The sequence below is a fragment of the Shewanella sp. MEBiC00475 genome (assembly GCF_005234075.1).
Lineage (GTDB): Bacteria > Pseudomonadota > Gammaproteobacteria > Enterobacterales > Shewanellaceae > Shewanella > Shewanella polaris.
Genome location: NZ_CP039928.1, coordinates 2154582 through 2173077 on the forward strand (window position 1 = coordinate 2154582; position 18496 = coordinate 2173077).

Below are 18496 nucleotides of genomic sequence, written 5' to 3' on the forward strand. Positions count from 1 at the left end.
AATAGCCTGACAGTAGTAGACATGACGACGAAACACGACGTAAAGACATTTCAGGGTTTCATACTAACCCTTCAGGAATATTGGGCGCAGCAAGGTTGCGCAATTGTTCAACCTCTCGATATGGAAGTTGGTGCTGGTACTTTTCACCCGCAGACGTTCTTACGTTCATTAGGCCCAGAGCCAATGAGCAGTGCATACGTGCAACCGTCTCGCCGTCCTACTGATGGACGTTATGGTGAAAACCCTAACCGCTTACAACATTACTACCAATTCCAAGTAGTGCTAAAACCATCTCCAGATAACATTCAAGAGCTTTATTTAGGCTCACTTGAAGCGCTTGGCATTGACACGTTAGTGCATGACATTCGTTTTGTTGAAGATAACTGGGAATCGCCAACATTAGGTGCTTGGGGCTTAGGTTGGGAAATTTGGCTAAACGGTATGGAAGTAAGTCAGTTCACTTACTTCCAGCAAGTTGGTGGTATTGAATGTAGTCCCGTTACAGGTGAAATAACCTACGGACTTGAACGTTTAGCCATGTATATACAAGAAGTAGACAGTGTTTATGACCTTGTATGGACAGATGGCCCATTAGGTCGTGTGACTTACGGTGATATTTTTCATCAAAATGAAGTAGAACAATCTACCTATAACTTCGAACATGCCGATGTCGACTTTATGTTCACCCTATTCGATCAATGTGAAAAAATGTGCATGCACTTACTTTCACTAGAAAAACCGTTACCACTGCCAGCTTACGAGCAAGTAATGAAAGCATCGCATGCTTTTAATCTACTTGATGCTCGCCATGCAATATCAGTCACCGAACGTCAGCGTTATATTCTCCGCGTTCGTACTATGGCCAAAGGCGTAGCAGAATCTTATTATCAAGCACGTGAAGCGCTTGGCTTCCCATTGTGTAAGTAGAGGTAACGAATGAATTTTGAAAACTTACTCATTGAGATTGGTACTGAAGAGTTACCGCCAAAATCATTACGCACTTTGGCTGAATCATTTTTAGCTAACTTTACCGATGAATTAACCAAAGCAGATTTACCTTTTGAATCTGCAGTTTGGTATGCCGCGCCTCGTCGTTTAGCCATTAACATTATTGGCTTAGCGCAAGCACAGGCAGATAAAATTGTTGAAAAACGCGGTCCTGCGGTAAGTTCAGCATTTGATGCAGATGGTAACCCGACTAAAGCAGCACAAGGTTGGGCTCGTGGCAATGGTATTACCGTTGAACAAGCTGAACGTTTAGTGACAGACAAAGGTGAATGGTTAGTTCACCAGGCTAAAGTGGTAGGCGTTGAAACTAAAAGCTTAATTGCTGACATGGCGCAACGCGCACTCGATAAATTACCTATTCCAAAACCAATGCGTTGGGGCAGCAATAAAACCCAATTTATACGCCCTGTTCACACGGTTACTATTCTACTGGGTAGCGAATTAATTGACGCTGAATTATTAAGCATTAAGTCAGCACGAGTTATTCGTGGACACCGCTTTATGGGTAAAGCTAGTTTTGAACTAGACCATGCTGACAATTATTTAAGCGCACTGAAAGAGCAAGGCAAAGTGCTTGCTGACTATGAATTACGTAAATCACTGATTAAAGCTGATGCAGAAGCTGCTGCGACTAAATTAGGCGGTGTAGCAGATATTCAAGATGATCTGTTAGAAGAGGTTGCTTCACTGGTTGAATGGCCAATTGTATTAACAGCTAACTTTGAAGAAAAGTTTTTAGATGTCCCTTCTGAAGCATTGGTCTACACCATGAAAGGTGACCAAAAATACTTCCCAGTATTTGATAAAGCAGGCAAATTGTTACCCAACTTTATCTTTGTCACCAACATTGAATCTAAAGACCCGCAGCAGATTATTTCAGGTAACGAAAAAGTGGTTCGTCCACGTTTAGCTGACGCTGAGTTCTTCTTTAATACCGATAAAAAGCAAACGCTTAAATCTCGTATAGCCAGTTTAGAGACCGTTGTTTTTCAAAAACAACTTGGTACGTTAAAAGCACGCGTTGAACGTATTTCAGCGTTAGCAGGTTTCATTGCAACTCAATTGAATAACCACAACGTAGACACCAACAGTGTTGACGCTAGCCGTGCCGGTTTATTGTCTAAAACAGACCTTATGACGAACATGGTGATGGAGTTTACAGATACTCAAGGCACAATGGGCATGCACTACGCACGCTTAGACGGCGAAACAGAAGCCGTTGCAATTGCACTTGAAGAACAGTACAAGCCTAAATTTTCTGGTGATACTGTACCAACGGCTACAGTGTCATGTGCTGTTGCACTAGCAGAAAAATTAGATACGTTAGTCGGTATTTTTGGCATTGGCCAGGCACCAAAAGGTGCAGCAGACCCATTTGCACTTCGCCGCGCGGCTATCGGTATTTTACGCATTATTGTTGAAAACAATTTGCCACTAGACTTAGTTGACCTTATTGCTAAAGCGCAGGCATTACACGCGGACAATGTCAGTAACGCCAATACTGCCGATGACGTGCTTGAGTTCTTAATGGCCCGTTTCCGCAGCTGGTATCACGATAAAGGCATTCAAGTTGACGTAATTTTGGCTGTACTTGCTCGTCGTCCAACACGTCCTGCTGATTTTAACAGCCGTGTTAAAGCCGTATCACATTTCCGTAGTTTAGAAGCCTCTACCGCCCTTGCTGCTGCAAATAAACGCGTTTCTAATATCTTGGCTAAGGTTGAAGGTAAATTGCCTGAAAACATCAACCAAGCGCTATTAACGGAAACAGCAGAGAAAGCCTTGGCAGATAAACTTGTTCAATTGCAGCCTTTGTTAGCACCATTATTTGCAAACGCAGATTACCAACAAGCATTAATCTTATTGGCAGACTTACGTGAAAGCGTCGATCAGTTCTTTGAAGATGTGATGGTAATGGCTGATGATGAAGCATTAAAAAATAACCGTTTAGCGTTATTAACCAATCTTCGTGAACAGTTCTTGCACGTTGCTGATATTTCACTACTGCAGTAATGAATACTAACCAAAGCAAAAAAAGCGCCTTTTAGGCGCTTTTTTATTATTAAAAAAACTACAAAAATTAATAACAGAATAATATCTAGAAATTGATGAGTTGTTGATGCAATTCGATAAACTGTTCTTCGCTAAACTCTACTTGAGCTAATAAAAGGGCTAAAGCTGGTTTAGGTAATTTATCCGCTTGCAGCAACATCGAACATTCACTAATAATATTGGCTTTCCAAATCAGCAATGCCATATCATCGTCAGGTTTAATATTAGTATTAGCAAGTAACGTTAGCGGTGTTTCAAAGTGTCGAGGTAATTGCCAATGACGAGCAAGAAGCGCACTTAAGGTTAACGACTTAGTGGTCATTACCTGCTTAAAAAGCATTGAGTTAGGTTGCTCTCCAGGTTCAGCTTGATAAAAAGAGTCCACCAGCATTTTAAAAATCGCAATTTTCCCTACATCATGCAGTAATCCCAAAAGAAATGAGCTATCTCGTTGATCTGGACTCGATAACTCACTGGCCAAAAAAGCGACCTGCATTGAATGACGCCAAATTTCAGCGCCAAAACGCCTGAAATAAATCGGTTTTATATCAATTAACTCTCGCGCTAAACACACTGTAATAAATTGTCTTAGTTGTTGCCTGCCAACTTGAACTAATGCTTGCTTAATACTATTAACATCACTATCAGATCGTTTAAACGCGGGGGAATTACACAGCTTGAGCACGTCCACACACAACAAAGGATCTTGTTCAATAAGTTGAATTAGCTCTTGGGTTTTAATCCCGTCATCGCTAAGTTTTTTATCGAGCTCGAGTATTTTACTCGGTAGCTTTAAAACATTTTCCGCAATTGCTTGTGGTGAACTTAATGCCTGTTCAATATTTTGCATTACGTTACGTTCAAGGTTATTAGCAATACCTGTAGTCGTTGTGGATGGCGTTGCAAATAATAAACTATAAAATAAAGCCGATAAATCTAACTGTGATTCAACAGCTTGCTTTTCTGTTACCTCAATGACTGGTGCTTGTTGCTTAGCTTGTTGACGTTTTTCTACTGCGGTGACACCTGTAAATTTGGCTTGTTCATTGCGGTCACGAATATTAAATAACCTTTTAAAGAAATCTGTCACCACGATTGAAAGCCTTATGAGATCTTGTACCAATCAAATTAATTGATACTTTCTTTATAACCATAGCAATAAAAACAAAAATGGGCGCCCTGAGGCGCCCATTATTTATCTAAAATGTCTTATACATCTAAGTTTGCGACATTCAGAGCATTGGTTTCAATAAACTCACGACGTGGTTCAACTTGATCGCCCATTAAGCAGGTGAATAATTGATCTGCAGCAACCGCATCATCAATAGTAACTCGTAACATACGACGTGATTCTGGATCCATTGTAGTTTCCCACAATTGCTCGGGGTTCATTTCACCCAATCCTTTATAACGTTGAATATACAAACCACGTTTAGCTTCGCTAATCGTCCAATCTAGTGCTTCTAAGAAGCTTTCAACTTCTTTAACACGTTCGCCACGTTGTACATAACCACCTTCTTCAATCATACCGTGCAATGCCGCACCTAACTTGGCAATACGGTGGTAATCAGCTGAATTGAAAAAGTCATAACCAAATAAATAGTTAGTATCAATACCATGCTTACGGATCGTCACGCTAGGAGTGTAAACTTTACGCTCAGGATCAAGCATGACATTGGCAGTAAAAATAATACCACTGCTTTCACGCTCAACTAAATCAGCAATAAAAGTATTACACCATGTGAGCATTTGTGCTTCATCACTCAACATCTCTGCTGTCACTTCTGGGTGATATAGCATGCGGTCGAGTAAGTTAGCAGGGAAACGTTTTTCTAAGCGCGTAATAATACGTTCAACTTCACGGTACTGCGCCACTAAACGCTCTAAAGGTTCACCAGACATACCTAGAGCACCAGGGCTTGGATAAACATTGGTACCATCGAGTGCTTGAGTGGTTAAATACTCAGTCAATGCAGGTTCATCTTTCAAATACTGCTCTTGTTTACCTTTCTTCACTTTGAAAAGAGGAGGCTGAGCAATATAGATATAACCACGCTCAATAAGCTCAGGCATTTGACGGAAGAAGAAGGTCAATAGCAAGGTACGAATGTGCGATCCATCGACATCAGCATCGGTCATGATGATGATGTTGTGATAACGAGTTTTATCTGGATTGTATTCATCGCGACCAATACCACAACCTAATGCAGTAATCAGCGTTGCCACTTCTTGTGAAGATAACATCTTGTCAAAACGCGCTTTTTCTACGTTTAAAATCTTACCTTTTAGCGGAAGAATCGCTTGGTTTTTACGGTTACGTCCCTGCTTAGCTGATCCACCAGCAGAGTCCCCTTCCACTATGTATATTTCAGAAAGGCCAGGATCTTTTTCTTGGCAATCAGCAAGTTTTCCTGGTAAACCACCTAAATCTAATGCGCCTTTACGACGAGTCATTTCACGCGCTTTACGTGCAGCTTCACGCGCACGGGATGCATCAACAATTTTACCAACAATTAATTTAGCATCTGCTGGGTTTTCTAATAGGTAATCGTTTAACTGCTCACCCATTGTTTGTTCAACTGCACTTTTCACTTCACTAGATACTAGTTTATCTTTAGTTTGTGAACTGAACTTAGGATCAGGAACTTTTACCGAAATAACTGCCGTTAAGCCTTCTCGCGCATCATCGCCAGTAGCATTAGTTTTACCTTTTTTGTTAAATCCTTCACGTTCCATGTAGTTATTCAAGTTACGCGTTAGAGCACCACGGAAACCGGCTAAGTGAGTACCACCATCGCGTTGTGGAATATTATTGGTAAAACAAAAAATATTTTCTTGGTAACCGTCATTCCATTGCATTGCCACTTCTACGGTAATGCCGTCATCTCTTTCTTGAGAAAAATGAAATACGTCTTTATTAATTGGAGTTTTGTTACGGTTTAAGTAATCAACAAAGGCACTAATACCACCTTCGTACTTAAAGAATTCATCTTTATTTTCAATCTCGTCAACCAAGCGAATGCCCACTCCTGAGTTCAGGAATGATAGTTCACGTACGCGTTTGGCCAAAATTTCAAAATGGAATTCAACGTCAGTAAACGTATCTGTGCTTGGCCAAAAACGAAGTTCGGTACCTGTTTTAACCGAATCACCAATTTCTTTAATGGGTGCATCTGGTATACCGTGAGTATAAAACTGCTCGTATATTTTACCGGCACGACGAATAGTTAACTGCAGTTTTTTCGATAAAGCATTAACTACCGATACACCCACACCATGAAGGCCACCGGAGACTTTATAAGAGTTATCATCGAACTTACCACCAGCATGAAGTATCGTCATAATAACTTCTGCAGCGGAGATCCCTTCTTCTTCATGTATCGAAACAGGAATACCACGACCATCATCTTTTACTGAGACAGAACCATCGGAATGAATGGTAATGGTGATTTCACTACAATGGCCGGCTAAAGCTTCATCGATAGAGTTATCAACCACTTCGAATACCATGTGATGAAGACCTGTGCCATCATCAGTATCACCAATGTACATACCAGGTCTCTTACGGACTGCATCAAGGCCTTTTAATACCTTGATACTCGAAGAATCGTAACTATTCTCTGACATATTTATCTCTCATTGTTATTCAATAACCGTTACTTGCCCTTGTTCCACATGAAACATCTTGCTTGGAGGGCTAGATAACGAATCGACTATTGCTAGCGGATCGATAGCAGTGACAAAAATTTGTGCACCGGTTTCGGTTAACTGCTTTAGCAATAGCTGCCTATGCTGTGCATCCAACTCTGACGGTAAATCGTCAACCAGATAAATACTATTTTTATCTAGCTGTTGTTTGAGCAACTTTCCCTGTGCAATACGCAGTGCACAGACTAATAATTTTAATTGTCCACGGGACAACGCATCTTGCGCTGGTAAAGTGCCCACACGCAAACGTAAGTCTGCTTTATGGGGGCCACTGCCCGTATTTCCAGTGGCTAAATCTCTTGAGTATTGGTTTTCAAGTAATTGGGAATAATCCGTTTTACTGTCCCATCCTCGAGTAAAAGAGACCTTAATATCAATCTGAGGTAAAAACACTCCGATTATACCCTTAAGTAGCACATTTAACGAGTCTACATATTGATTTCGTATCTCGGTAACCTGTTCAGCATACCGTACCAACTCCTTATCCCAAAATTGTATTTGGCTATAGGGAGCTTGATTTCTAAGTAATTGATTGCGTTGCTTTAAAACCTTTCTAGTATTGACCCAAGCTTGATAAAAATGTGGCTCAGAATGAAATGCCCCCCAATCGATAAATTGACGTCGAGCTTTAGGCCCCTCGAACAATAAAGAAAAACTTTCTGGAGTAATAACTTGGATAGGTAAAGTTTCGGCTAACGTTGATAGGCGCTTCACTTTTTCACCATCAATTTTAACTTCTATCTCACCACTTCGATGGCGACGTAAGCCAATTTTACAGTCTGTATCTGCTGTAATTGAATGTGCGAATAAAGTAAGTTTATCGTCATCATGGTTAATGACACGCTGTGATAAGTGGCTTCGAAATGAGCGCCCCATACCCAAAAAGTAAATAGCTTCGAGGATACTGGTTTTGCCACTGCCATTTTGGCCGTAAATCAAGTTTAAGCCATCGCAAGGCTGCAATGACGCAGAGGTAATATTGCGGAATGAACCAATGGTAATACGCGATAAACTCATGAAAACCTATTGTGATAAATGCAGTTAATAATCCTATACAGACAAATAAGGTGCCTTACAGCACCTTAATAAACAATAAGCAGATAAACCGTTACAGACGCATTGGCATCACTACATACATAGAATCTTCTTCTTTGTGGTTCTCTATCAAAGCACTAGAATTACCATCAATTAAGGTAATACGCACTTCATCGCTGGCTAAGTTATTTAGCACATCAAGAAGATAACTAACGTTAAAACCAATTTCTAAAGCTTCAGAGTTATAATCAACATCAATAATCTCTTCTGCTTCTTCTTGCTCGGGATTATTGGCAGTTATTTTCAATAAACCAGGCTCGAGCTGAATACGTACTCCACGGAATTTTTCATTCGACAGAATAGAAGCACGAGTCAATGCCTGTTTTAGCTGGTTACGACTGGCTATAACGACTTTATTGCCACCCTTAGGTAATACACGTCGGTAATCAGGGAAACGACCATCAACAAGTTTACTGGTAAACACGGCTGAACTAGTTATGGCTCGAATGGCATTATCACCAATGGCAATAGTAATGTCTTGCTCATCACTGTCGAGCAAGCGCGCCATTTCAACAACACCTTTACGAGGCACAATGACTTGTTTTTCAGGTAATGAAATATCAATAGTACGATGGCTTAATGCTAAACGGTGACCGTCGGTGGCAATTGCACGTAATACATTACCTTCTGTTTCAAATAACAAACCGTTGAGATAATAGCGAACATCTTGGTTAGCCATTGAAAACTGAGTAGAATCAATAATCGATTTCAACACACCTTGCTTTAAGTTAAATTCAATATCTGCTTGAAACTCTTCAACGTTAGGGTAATCTTCGGCGGGTAATGTTGCCAATGAAAAACGGCTGCGACCTGAACGCAATAACCATTTATTGTCTTGTTGTTCGACTTTTAATTCACTTTGCTCTGGTAATGATTTAACAATATCCAATAGTTTTTTAGCCGGAACAGTCGTACGACCAACAACAATATCTCCATGAATTGCCGCTTGGCCGACCAACTCAACTTCTAAATCAGTACCTGTAAGCTTAAGTGAGGACTCACTAACTTCAACGAGCAAGTTGGCTAAAATAGGTAAATTGTGTCTGCGCTCTACTGCGCCGCACACTAGCTGCAATGGCTTTAATAGGGCATCCCTATCAATTGAAAATTTCATCGTGTCTACATTCCCTGAATTACGAAGACAAAGTTCTAATCAAGTTAGCATAATCTTCTTTAATGTCATGACTTTCTTCGCGTAATTGCGCGATTTTACGGCATGCATGTAAGACTGTCGTGTGGTCTCGACCACCAAAAGCATCACCAATTTCCGGTAAGCTTTGGTTTGTAAGTTCTTTAGATAGCGCCATTGCCACTTGTCTAGGTCTAGCGACACTACGAGAGCGACGCTTAGACAGCATATCTGCCATTTTTATTTTGTAGTATTCAGCAACCGTTTTCTGAATATTATCTATAGTGACTAATTTTTCTTGCAGTGCCAAGAGATCTCTTAATGCTTCACGCACAAAATCGATAGTGATCGGACGGCCAGTAAAGTTGGCATTGGCAATCACACGGTTTAGTGCACCTTCTAATTCACGTACGTTTGAACGTAAACGCTTGGCAATAAAGAATGCCACTTCATCAGGTAAATTAATGCCACTTTCTTGTGCCTTACGCATTAAAATCGCCACGCGGGTTTCTAACTCTGGTGGCTCAATAGCAACCGTTAAACCCCAACCAAAACGCGATTTCAAGCGATCTTCTACCCCGTCGATCTCTTTTGGATAACGGTCAGAAGTTAAAATAATTTGATGATTGCCTTCAAGTAATGCATTAAAGGTATGGAAAAACTCTTCTTGTGAACGATCTTTATTGGCAAAAAATTGAATATCATCAATAAATAATGCATCTACGCTACGGTAATAACGCTTAAATTCTTCAATGGCATTATTTTGTAACGCTTTCACCATGTCCTGAACAAATCGTTCAGAATGCATGTACACCACTTTAGCATTGGGATTATTTTTAATAATCCCATTACCAACTGCATGTAATAAATGTGTTTTACCTAAACCGGTGCCACCATATAAAAATAATGGATTATAAGCACCACCTGGGTTTTCAGATACTTGTAACGCCGCCGCTTTACCTAATTGGTTCGATTTACCTTCAACAAAGTTATCGAATTGGTATGTAGGATTAATATTGCTACGGTGATTGGCATTAATAATGGGTTCGGCCTGAGTATTAAAAGATGTCGTTCCTACTTGGGCTTTTGTTTGACGATTAACAGGCTTAGCTGCTACTGGAGCGGGTGCAACAGGACGTGCAGAAGGACGGCTACCAATATCAAAACGTAACATAGGTGCATTACTGCCCATTTGTTCAGTAAAAAATTGATTAATGATATTGATGTATTTATCGCGTACCCAATCGAGCACAAAACGATTTGGCGCATACAAAACCAATGTATCACCATCCATTTCAGCCTGTAACGGACGGATCCACATACTGAACTGCTGCGCTGATAACTCGTCTTGCAGTCTGCCGATACATTGTTGCCAAAGTGAAACCGCCACTTATTTATCCCCAATATCTTTAATCAAAGGAGGTGTATTCTATAGTGAGATCACAATGATCGCTATCCTTAAAAGAATAATTATCCCCAACGGGATCATTCTGTGTATAGATCAGTGATCATCAAAGATCAAATTCGATCCATTATTTGTAAAATTCAAGCAGATCCAGCTTTATTAACCGATCCAACTTGATCTATAATAGCGATTCTTTGATCTATTAATACGAGTAAAGATCCACAAGATATAGTGTCTGTACACAGACTTATCCACATCTTCTGGTGCTTAATCGATAGTAGCTCAAAATAAAGTTTGGCAGAAATTTATCATATAAGTACTTTCGTTATTGACGGTAGCATTTAAAGTGATTACAATTCGGCCTCTTTTTTGCCCTTACCTCTAATTTTGGAGCTAAGGTAAATTCACTAACAAAGACGGATTGCCATCATGAGTAAACGTACTTTTCAACCTAGCAACCTGAAGCGCAAGCGTTCTCACGGCTTCCGCGCTCGTATGGCTACTGTAGGCGGCCGTAAGGTGCTTGCACGTCGTCGTGCGAAAGGTCGCGCTCGTTTATCTGCGTAAGTAGATAACTAGGTGACTAGCTATACCTTTTCGCGGGAGTTACGTTTGTTAACTCCCGCGCAATTTAAATCTGTATTCTCCAATCCAATCAAAGCATCCTCTGCTGAAATAACTCTGCTCGCAATTCCAAATTCAGAGCAACATCCTCGTTTAGGATTAACTGTGGCCAAACGTTTTGTTAAACGTGCAAACCAACGTAATCGTATTAAGCGTGTGATAAGAGATAGTTTTCGTTTACATCAACACGACATCCCAGATATCGATATCGTTGTATTAGTCAGAAATGGCGTGATGGAAATGGAAAATGCAGAACTACACAAATTAATAGAAAAGCTATGGCGCAAACTCAATCGCCGTTACAATGGCTAGCAACTACGGTTATTCGTGGTTACCAAATTATTATCAGCCCTTTATTGGGACCGCGGTGTCGGTTCAATCCAACTTGTTCTTATTACGCTATAGAAGCAATAAAAACTCATGGAACAGTGAAAGGTAGTTGGCTTGCTATGAAACGCATATTAAAATGTCACCCTTTACATCCCGGCGGTAGTGATCCCGTCCCCCCTAAAAATGACAGGTGTAATAAATAGGCTATGGAATCTCAACGCAATATATTGCTAATCGGTTTACTGTTTGTCAGCTTTTTAATGTGGCAGCAATGGCAAACAGATAAAGCACCACAACCAGCAGCGACTCAAACTGTTAGTCAAACTAACGCGGCATCGCAACACAGTGCTGACGTTCCTGAAGCAGATATAACTGGAGTACCAGTAGAATTACCTGCAACTAAAAACCTTATTAGCGTTAAAACTGATCAGCTTGATATTAAAATCAACCCGATTGGTGGTGACATTGTTTATGCAGCATTAGTGGCTCATAAACGCGAAATAAACAGTAATGATCCATTTGTCATTTTAGAGCAACACAACGATTTTACATATATAGCTCAAAGTGGACTCATTGGTCGAGATGGTATAGATAGTAGTGCTAATGGTCGTGCAACTTATAGTGTTCAAGCTAATTCATATTCGTTAGCTGATGGTAAAGACACACTAACAGTGCCATTAACTTATACTGCAAACAACGGTGTTACCTACATAAAAAACTTTACTTTTACACGGGGTCAATACGATGTAAAAGTTGATTACAGTATCAACAATACCTCTGCAGCACCTTTACAAGTGCAAATGTATGGCCAAATCAAGCAATCGGTTAAAGAATCAGAAAGCAGCATGATGATGCCAACCTATCGTGGTGCAGCATTCTCATCTCAAGATACTCGTTATGAGAAATATAACTTTGACGATATGGCTGAAAAGAATCTCAATAAAGTCACACTGGGTGGTTGGGCTGCGATGCTACAACATTACTTTGTGTCTGCTTGGGTTCCACCAGCAACAGATTCAAACACCATTTTCTCAAGTATGAGTGCTGGTGGATTAGCTAATATTGGTTTCCGTGGCGCGGTATATGATATTGCACCAGGTACAGCAAAAGAAATTAGCTCACAGTTTTATGTCGGCCCAAAAAATCAAAAAGCACTTTCAGCTATTTCTGAAACCTTAAACTTGGTTGTTGATTACGGTTTCTTATGGTGGTTAGCTATTCCAATCCATTGGTTATTGATGTTCTATCAATCATTTGTGGGTAACTGGGGTGTGGCTATTATTTTGATAACACTCACCGTCCGTGGTGGTCTATATCCGCTTACGAAGAAGCAATATACCTCTATGGCCAAAATGCGTAATCTCCAGCCTAAATTGGCAGAGATGAAAGAACGTTTTGGTGATGACCGTCAAAAGATGGGTCAGGCTATGATGGAGTTGTATAAAAAAGAAAAAGTAAACCCTATGGGCGGTTGCTTACCTATTCTGTTACAGATGCCAATTTTCATCGCATTATACTGGGTACTACTAGAAAGCTATGAATTACGCCATGCGCCATTCATGCTTTGGATTACTGATTTATCGGTTCAAGATCCATACTATGTATTACCATTGTTAATGGGCTTATCAATGTTCTTGATGCAGAAAATGCAACCGATAGCGCCAACAATGGATCCAATGCAAGTGAAAATGATGCAGTGGATGCCAGTTATCTTTACCGTATTCTTCTTATGGTTCCCAGCAGGTCTAGTACTTTACTGGTTAGTGGGTAACTTAGTTGCAATCACACAGCAGAAAATTATTTATGCAGGCCTTGAGAAAAATGGCATAAAATAAGCCTAAGCTCAATGTGGTATAACTGATTAAAAAGGCGGCTGATTAGCCGCCTTTTCCTTTATCAATTTTATAGGTAATACCGTGACAACAGACACTATTGTGGCACAAGCCACCGCCCCAGGACGAGGTGGCGTAGGTATCATTCGTATTTCTGGTGATTTAGCCACTAATGTAGCAAAAGCGATTATTGGCCATGTGCCTAAAACTCGTTACGCAGAATATTGTGACTTTAACAATGCAGACGGTCAGGTGATTGATCAAGGTATTGCGCTATTTTTTAAAGGACCAAATTCATTTACTGGCGAAGATGTCTTAGAACTCCAAGGCCATGGCGGCCAAATAGTACTTGATATGCTAATTAAGCGAGTAATGGAAATAGACGGTATTCGTATTGCTAGGCCTGGTGAGTTCAGCGAACAAGCCTTTATGAACGATAAACTCGACTTAACTCAAGCAGAAGCCATTGCAGACTTAATTGATGCCACCAGTGAACAAGCAGCAAAAAGTGCGTTGCAATCACTACAAGGTGAATTCTCAAAAGAAGTTCATGAGCTTGTCGACCAAGTCACCAATCTACGCTTATATGTAGAAGCCGCGATTGATTTTCCCGATGAGGAAGTCGACTTTCTATCCGACGGTAAAATTGCCAACGCGTTATATAAAATCATCAGTAAACTAGACACTGTACAAGCTAGCGCCAAGCAAGGTTCAATCATCCGCGAAGGAATGAAAGTTGTGATTGCTGGGCGCCCTAATGCCGGTAAATCAAGCTTACTTAATGCATTAGCCGGTAAAGAGTCAGCCATTGTGACTGAAATTGCAGGAACGACTCGCGATGTACTTCGCGAACATATCCACTTAGACGGTATGCCACTGCACATTATCGATACGGCTGGGTTACGAGATACACTCGACACTGTTGAACAAATAGGTATCGAACGCGCATGGGCAGAAATAGCCAGTGCCGATAGAGTCTTGTTTATGGTCGATGGCACCACAACCGAAGCTGTGAATCCTCACGAAATTTGGCCCGACTTTATCGACCGTTTACCGGCAAAACTAGGGGTAACCGTAGTACGAAATAAAGCAGATTTAACGGGTGAAACCTTAGATAAAACCGAAGAACAAGGCAGTTGTGTTTACCGGATATCAGCTAAAACAGGTTTAGGTGTTGATGAGTTAAAGCATCACCTTAAATCATTAATGGGTTATCAAAGTAACTTAGAGGGTGGCTTTATTGCCCGTCGTCGCCATTTAGAAGCTCTCGACTTAGCCGCTAATCACTTACAGTTGGGCAAAGAACAGCTTGAAGTGTATTTAGCTGGAGAGTTACTAGCAGAAGAACTGCGCATGACACAAATGGCCTTATCTGAAATCACCGGTAAATTTACTTCAGATGATCTATTGGGCAAGATTTTTGGCTCATTCTGTATTGGCAAATAGGTGTAAATTGATGAAACTCGCTAACCAAGTTGTGGTGCTCGATTTTGAAACCACAGGATTATCACCAGATAACGGTGACCGAGCCATAGAAATTGGTGCGGTTAAGTTAGTTAATGGTCAAATAGTCGATACTTTTCAGGAATTGATTAATCCTGGTCAGCGAGTCAATAGCTTTATTGAGCAATACACAGGTATTAGCAATGACATGCTCAAACATGCCCTAGTATCCAAACAAGTTATGGGGCAGTTTTCCAAGTTTATTGATGGTTTTAATTTGGTGGCACACAATGCCAGCTTTGATAAAAAGTTTCTCGATGCTGAATTTAGTCATAGCAAACTGCATTACAATGGTCAGTTTGCTTGCTCGTTATTATTGTCTCGACGTATTAGCCAAGAAGCCCCCAACCATAAGCTTGGCACGCTTGTAGATCATCACCAGTTACCTAACGATGGTGTGTTTCACCGAGCCTTGGCTGATGCCACCATGACCAGCCATTTATGGTTACATCAAATTGATGTATTACAGCAGCAACTGCCCAAGCAAGCTATTACCATTGAACTAATCAATAAAATATCCAGCCTTCCAAAAGCTCAAATTGCACGTTATTTGCGAACGATGAGCTAGTTACAACTCTTGCGATAACTTATCGACCAGCAATCTGACTTTGGGTGATAAATGGCGATTATGCGGATACAAAGCCCAAATACCTTCTTTAGGTTGTTGAAAAGATGCCAGCAATACTACTAACTGCCCCTCTGCTATAGCATCATTGACGTAATATCCTGGTAACTGCACAATCCCCAAACCACATGTAGCTGCATTCAATAAACTCAAGCCACTGCTACAAGCTAAAGATCCATGCACTTTTACCGTCTTAGGTTTACCTTGCTCAACAAAATGCCAATGAGACTGACTGCCGATTAAACAATTATGCTGACTTAACTCCGATAACGCATAAGGCGTACCGTATTTAGCTATATAACTCGGGGCTGCGCACACATATTGGCTTCGACTAGTAAGCCGCTTTGCCATCATAGTTGAATTAGTTAACCGCCCTAACCTAATAGCCAAATCATAACCACCATCAACTAAGTCAAGTTGCTGATTAGTCAGCTCACAAATTACTTCAATGTCAGGATACTGCTGCATAAAATCAATCACTATCGGCATGATAAACTTTTCACCGTAAGTCACTGGCGCAGTAATTCTAATAAGTCCTTGTGGCTTATCTTTTAAACTTGAAATGGCTCGTTCTGCTTCATCAAGACTGTTTAATACTTGGCGACAATGCCGATAATAAACCGAACCTTCTTCGGTTAACGATACTTTACGGGTGGTGCGATAAAATAATTTGGTGTTTAAACGGTTTTCAAGCTGACTGATTTGTCGACTTACTTGAGCTGTTGAAATGCTCAAACGTTTACCAGCCACAGTAAAACTGTCAGTTTCAGCCACTGCCACAAATTCGAAAATGCCTTCCCATTTCATCATTATTACATTCTCGTAAAAGTCATTTGCGAAATAAGCTGATTATCATTCTATGATAAACAAATACAATAACTAAATACACTACACTGTAGTAATACCTCTTAACCATGTTGACCATGGTCGTTAATGTTAAGGAAATCATTTATGTCAGCACAATTTATTAAATCAAAAGCCGCTATTGCTTGGGGACCTGGCCAGCCATTATCGGTAGAAGAAGTCGATGTAATGTACCCAAAAGCGGGTGAAGTCATGGTACGTATTGTGGCATCTGGGGTTTGTCATACCGATGCATTTACGCTTTCTGGTGATGATCCTGAAGGAGTATTCCCAGCAATTCTTGGTCATGAAGGTGGCGGCATAGTTCATATGGTCGGTGAAGGGGTTACCAGCGTACAAGTAGGCGATCATGTTATTCCGTTATACACAGCAGAATGTGGGGTATGTAAGTTCTGTACTTCTGGTAAAACTAACCTTTGCAGCGCAGTACGTGAAACTCAAGGCAAAGGTTTAATGCCAGACGGCACCACGCGTTTCTTTAAAGATGGTGAGCCCATTTTTCACTACATGGGCTGTTCAACATTTTCTGAGTACACCGTATTACCGGAAATATCATTAGCCAAAGTCAGTAAAGATGCGCCATTAGAAGAAGTGTGTTTATTAGGCTGTGGCGTAACAACAGGTATGGGCGCAGTACTGAAAACAGCTAAAGTTCAAAAAGGTGATACTGTCGCTATTTTTGGTTTAGGGGGTATTGGTTTATCGGCAATTATTGGCGCCACCATGGCTGGCGCGAGCCGGATTATTGGTATTGATCTTAATGAATCTAAATTTGAACTTGCCAAAAAATTAGGTGCAACCGACTGCATTAACCCTAAAAACTTTGATAAGCCTATTCAAGAAGTGATTGTAGAAATGACCGACGGTGGTGTCGATTTCTCATTTGAATGTATTGGTAATGTCAATGTAATGCGCAGTGCATTAGAGTGCTGTCATAAAGGTTGGGGCGAGTCAGTCATTATTGGTGTAGCAGGTGCAGGCCAAGAAATATCAACCCGTCCATTCCAGTTAGTCACTGGTCGCGTATGGCGTGGAAGTGCATTTGGTGGCGTTAAAGGACGTAGTGAATTACCGGGTATTGTTGAGCAATACTTAGCTGGCGAATTTAAACTTGACCACTTTATAACTCACACTATGGGGCTTGAAGGTATTAACGATGCATTTGATTTAATGCACAACGGTGAAAGTATTCGCAGCGTGATCCACTTTGCCAAGTAACGTTTAATTAATCATGACAGGCGCAGTTAAGTGTAAAACCACTTAACTGCGTTCTGACAAATAAGGACACATCATGACCATTGAAAGTATCAGCAGTACCAAAGCATTTGGTGGTTGGCATAAACAATATAGTCATCAATCAAGTGCACTTAATTGCACCATGCGATTTGCTATTTACTTACCACCACAAGCCGAAAGCCAAAAAGTACCGGTTTTATATTGGTTGTCAGGGCTTACCTGTACTGATGAAAACTTTATGCAAAAAGCAGGTGCACAGCGAATAGCAGCAGAGCTAGGCATGGCTATTGTCGCACCCGATACCAGCCCACGAGGTGAAAATGTCGCAGATGATGCTGACGGCACTTATGACTTTGGTTTAGGTGCAGGCTTTTATCTAAATGCCACTAAACCACCATTTAGTCAGCATTACCAAATGTATGATTACGTGGTAAACGAATTGCCAGCATTAATTGAAGCCCATTTCCCAGTAACAGATCAACGCAGTATTAGCGGTCATTCAATGGGTGGACATGGCGCGTTAACTATCGGATTAAAAAATCCGCACAAATATAACAGTTTGTCAGCATTTAGTCCTATTTGTCACCCAATGGACTGTCCATGGGGCATCAAAGCATTCCGCGGTTACTTAGGTGATGACCAGCAACAATGGAAACAATACGATAGCTGCGAGTTAATGGCCAATAGCCAACAATTTGTGCCCGCGCTGGTGGACCAAGGCAGTAATGACAATTTTTTGAATGAGCAATTAAAGCCACAAGACTTAGTTAAAATAGCAAAAGACAAAGGTTATCCGCTTGAGCTAAGAATGCAGCCTGGTTATGACCACAGCTATTATTTTATCGCGACATTTATTGAAGACCATTTGCGTTTTCATGCAAAGTATTTGTCATTAAGTTAGCTATTCAAATAATACTGCAGTATTAACCCCATATCAACGAGCCTTATAAGGCTCGTTTTTTTATGCTAAAAACATTAAAAACTCATGTTAACCGATGAACAAAGCCTAAATAAAAGCACTTAAAACGCCTAAATCACACTTATTTACACCGTTATCCCCCTTTATAAACACAAATAAGCCAACA

Annotated in this window: 16 protein-coding genes; 10 read left to right on the plus strand and 6 right to left on the minus strand. The window is 40.7% G+C overall.

The annotated features are described in order from the left end of the window. The first annotated feature begins 21 nt into the window (after nt 1-21). On the plus strand, nt 22-927 hold the full coding sequence (gene glyQ / locus FCN25_RS09475; RefSeq protein WP_137224092.1) for a glycine--tRNA ligase subunit alpha: 906 nt from the start codon (nt 22-24) through the stop codon (nt 925-927). A 9-nt stretch (nt 928-936) separates the two neighbouring features. Further along, complete coding sequence (gene glyS, locus FCN25_RS09480) at nt 937-3021, plus strand: glycine--tRNA ligase subunit beta (protein ID WP_137224094.1); 2085 nt, start codon at nt 937-939, stop codon at nt 3019-3021. A gap of 85 nt (nt 3022-3106) precedes the next feature. Here the strand turns inward: glyS and FCN25_RS09485 are convergent, their stop codons facing one another. The 5 genes from FCN25_RS09485 to dnaA all read right to left on the minus strand — a co-directional run bounded on the left by FCN25_RS09485 (nt 3107) and on the right by dnaA (nt 10382). Then, nucleotides 3107-4153, minus strand: coding sequence for an HDOD domain-containing protein (locus FCN25_RS09485; protein ID WP_137224096.1), 1047 nt, complete (start codon nt 4151-4153; stop codon nt 3107-3109). Between the two features lie 116 nt (nt 4154-4269). Further along, complete coding sequence (gyrB, locus tag FCN25_RS09490; RefSeq protein ID WP_137224098.1) at nt 4270-6687, minus strand: DNA topoisomerase (ATP-hydrolyzing) subunit B; 2418 nt, start codon at nt 6685-6687, stop codon at nt 4270-4272. Nucleotides 6688-6702: 15 nt separating this feature from the next. Further along, nucleotides 6703-7785: a DNA replication/repair protein RecF gene (gene recF, locus FCN25_RS09495; protein WP_137224100.1), complete on the minus strand. Its 1083-nt coding sequence runs from the start codon at nt 7783-7785 to the stop codon at nt 6703-6705. A 91-nt stretch (nt 7786-7876) separates the two neighbouring features. Next, the gene (dnaN, locus tag FCN25_RS09500) at nt 7877-8977 is read right to left on the minus strand and encodes a DNA polymerase III subunit beta (protein WP_137224102.1); all 1101 of its coding nucleotides are present in this window, start codon (nt 8975-8977) and stop codon (nt 7877-7879) included. A 19-nt stretch (nt 8978-8996) separates the two neighbouring features. After that, nucleotides 8997-10382, minus strand: a complete 1386-nt coding sequence (dnaA, locus tag FCN25_RS09505; RefSeq protein WP_137224104.1) for a chromosomal replication initiator protein DnaA — start codon at nt 10380-10382, stop codon at nt 8997-8999. Nucleotides 10383-10826: 444 nt separating this feature from the next. Here dnaA and rpmH point away from each other — a divergent pair, with 444 nt between their 5' ends. From rpmH to FCN25_RS09535, 6 genes are all read left to right on the plus strand, one after another. After that, nucleotides 10827-10964: a 50S ribosomal protein L34 gene (gene rpmH, locus FCN25_RS09510; protein WP_006083827.1), complete on the plus strand. Its 138-nt coding sequence runs from the start codon at nt 10827-10829 to the stop codon at nt 10962-10964. 12 nt (nt 10965-10976) lie between these two features. Then, nucleotides 10977-11333: a ribonuclease P protein component gene (rnpA, locus tag FCN25_RS09515; protein ID WP_137224106.1), complete on the plus strand. Its 357-nt coding sequence runs from the start codon at nt 10977-10979 to the stop codon at nt 11331-11333. Continuing rightward, complete coding sequence (gene yidD, locus FCN25_RS09520) at nt 11300-11554, plus strand: membrane protein insertion efficiency factor YidD (protein ID WP_137224108.1); 255 nt, start codon at nt 11300-11302, stop codon at nt 11552-11554. Before rnpA ends, yidD begins: the two co-directional genes overlap by 34 nt. 3 nt (nt 11555-11557) lie before the next feature. Further along, on the plus strand, nt 11558-13186 hold the full coding sequence (gene yidC / locus FCN25_RS09525; RefSeq protein WP_137224110.1) for a membrane protein insertase YidC: 1629 nt from the start codon (nt 11558-11560) through the stop codon (nt 13184-13186). Between the two features lie 81 nt (nt 13187-13267). Then, the gene (gene mnmE, locus FCN25_RS09530) at nt 13268-14629 is read left to right on the plus strand and encodes a tRNA uridine-5-carboxymethylaminomethyl(34) synthesis GTPase MnmE (RefSeq protein ID WP_137224112.1); all 1362 of its coding nucleotides are present in this window, start codon (nt 13268-13270) and stop codon (nt 14627-14629) included. A gap of 10 nt (nt 14630-14639) precedes the next feature. Beyond that, nucleotides 14640-15254 carry a PolC-type DNA polymerase III gene (locus tag FCN25_RS09535; RefSeq protein ID WP_137224114.1) on the plus strand — a complete coding sequence of 205 codons (615 nt, stop codon included), beginning with the start codon at nt 14640-14642 and terminating at the stop codon, nt 15252-15254. Here the strand turns inward: FCN25_RS09535 and FCN25_RS09540 are convergent, their stop codons facing one another. After that, entirely contained in the window at nt 15255-16121 is an 867-nt protein-coding gene (locus tag FCN25_RS09540; protein ID WP_137224116.1) for a LysR substrate-binding domain-containing protein, read from the minus strand. A gap of 141 nt (nt 16122-16262) precedes the next feature. Here FCN25_RS09540 and FCN25_RS09545 point away from each other — a divergent pair, with 141 nt between their 5' ends. Next, nucleotides 16263-17393 carry an S-(hydroxymethyl)glutathione dehydrogenase/class III alcohol dehydrogenase gene (locus FCN25_RS09545; protein ID WP_137224118.1) on the plus strand — a complete coding sequence of 377 codons (1131 nt, stop codon included), beginning with the start codon at nt 16263-16265 and terminating at the stop codon, nt 17391-17393. 73 nt (nt 17394-17466) lie between these two features. Further along, complete coding sequence (fghA, locus tag FCN25_RS09550) at nt 17467-18312, plus strand: S-formylglutathione hydrolase (RefSeq protein WP_137224119.1); 846 nt, start codon at nt 17467-17469, stop codon at nt 18310-18312. Nucleotides 18313-18496: the final 184 nt, after the last annotated feature.

Coding starts and splice junctions, on each gene's coding strand:
- rpmH (WP_006083827.1), top strand. CDS start 10,827: ATGAGTAAACGTACTTTTCAACCTAGCAACCTGAAGCGCAAGCGTTCT.
- FCN25_RS09535 (WP_137224114.1), top strand. CDS start 14,640: ATGAAACTCGCTAACCAAGTTGTGGTGCTCGATTTTGAAACCACAGGA.
- glyS (WP_137224094.1), top strand. CDS start 937: ATGAATTTTGAAAACTTACTCATTGAGATTGGTACTGAAGAGTTACCG.
- FCN25_RS09545 (WP_137224118.1), top strand. CDS start 16,263: ATGTCAGCACAATTTATTAAATCAAAAGCCGCTATTGCTTGGGGACCT.
- yidC (WP_137224110.1), top strand. CDS start 11,558: ATGGAATCTCAACGCAATATATTGCTAATCGGTTTACTGTTTGTCAGC.
- glyQ (WP_137224092.1), top strand. CDS start 22: ATGACGACGAAACACGACGTAAAGACATTTCAGGGTTTCATACTAACC.
- dnaN (WP_137224102.1), bottom strand. CDS start 8,977: ATGAAATTTTCAATTGATAGGGATGCCCTATTAAAGCCATTGCAGCTA.
- recF (WP_137224100.1), bottom strand. CDS start 7,785: ATGAGTTTATCGCGTATTACCATTGGTTCATTCCGCAATATTACCTCT.
- fghA (WP_137224119.1), top strand. CDS start 17,467: ATGACCATTGAAAGTATCAGCAGTACCAAAGCATTTGGTGGTTGGCAT.
- FCN25_RS09540 (WP_137224116.1), bottom strand. CDS start 16,121: ATGATGAAATGGGAAGGCATTTTCGAATTTGTGGCAGTGGCTGAAACT.
- yidD (WP_137224108.1), top strand. CDS start 11,300: ATGGCGCAAACTCAATCGCCGTTACAATGGCTAGCAACTACGGTTATT.
- gyrB (WP_137224098.1), bottom strand. CDS start 6,687: ATGTCAGAGAATAGTTACGATTCTTCGAGTATCAAGGTATTAAAAGGC.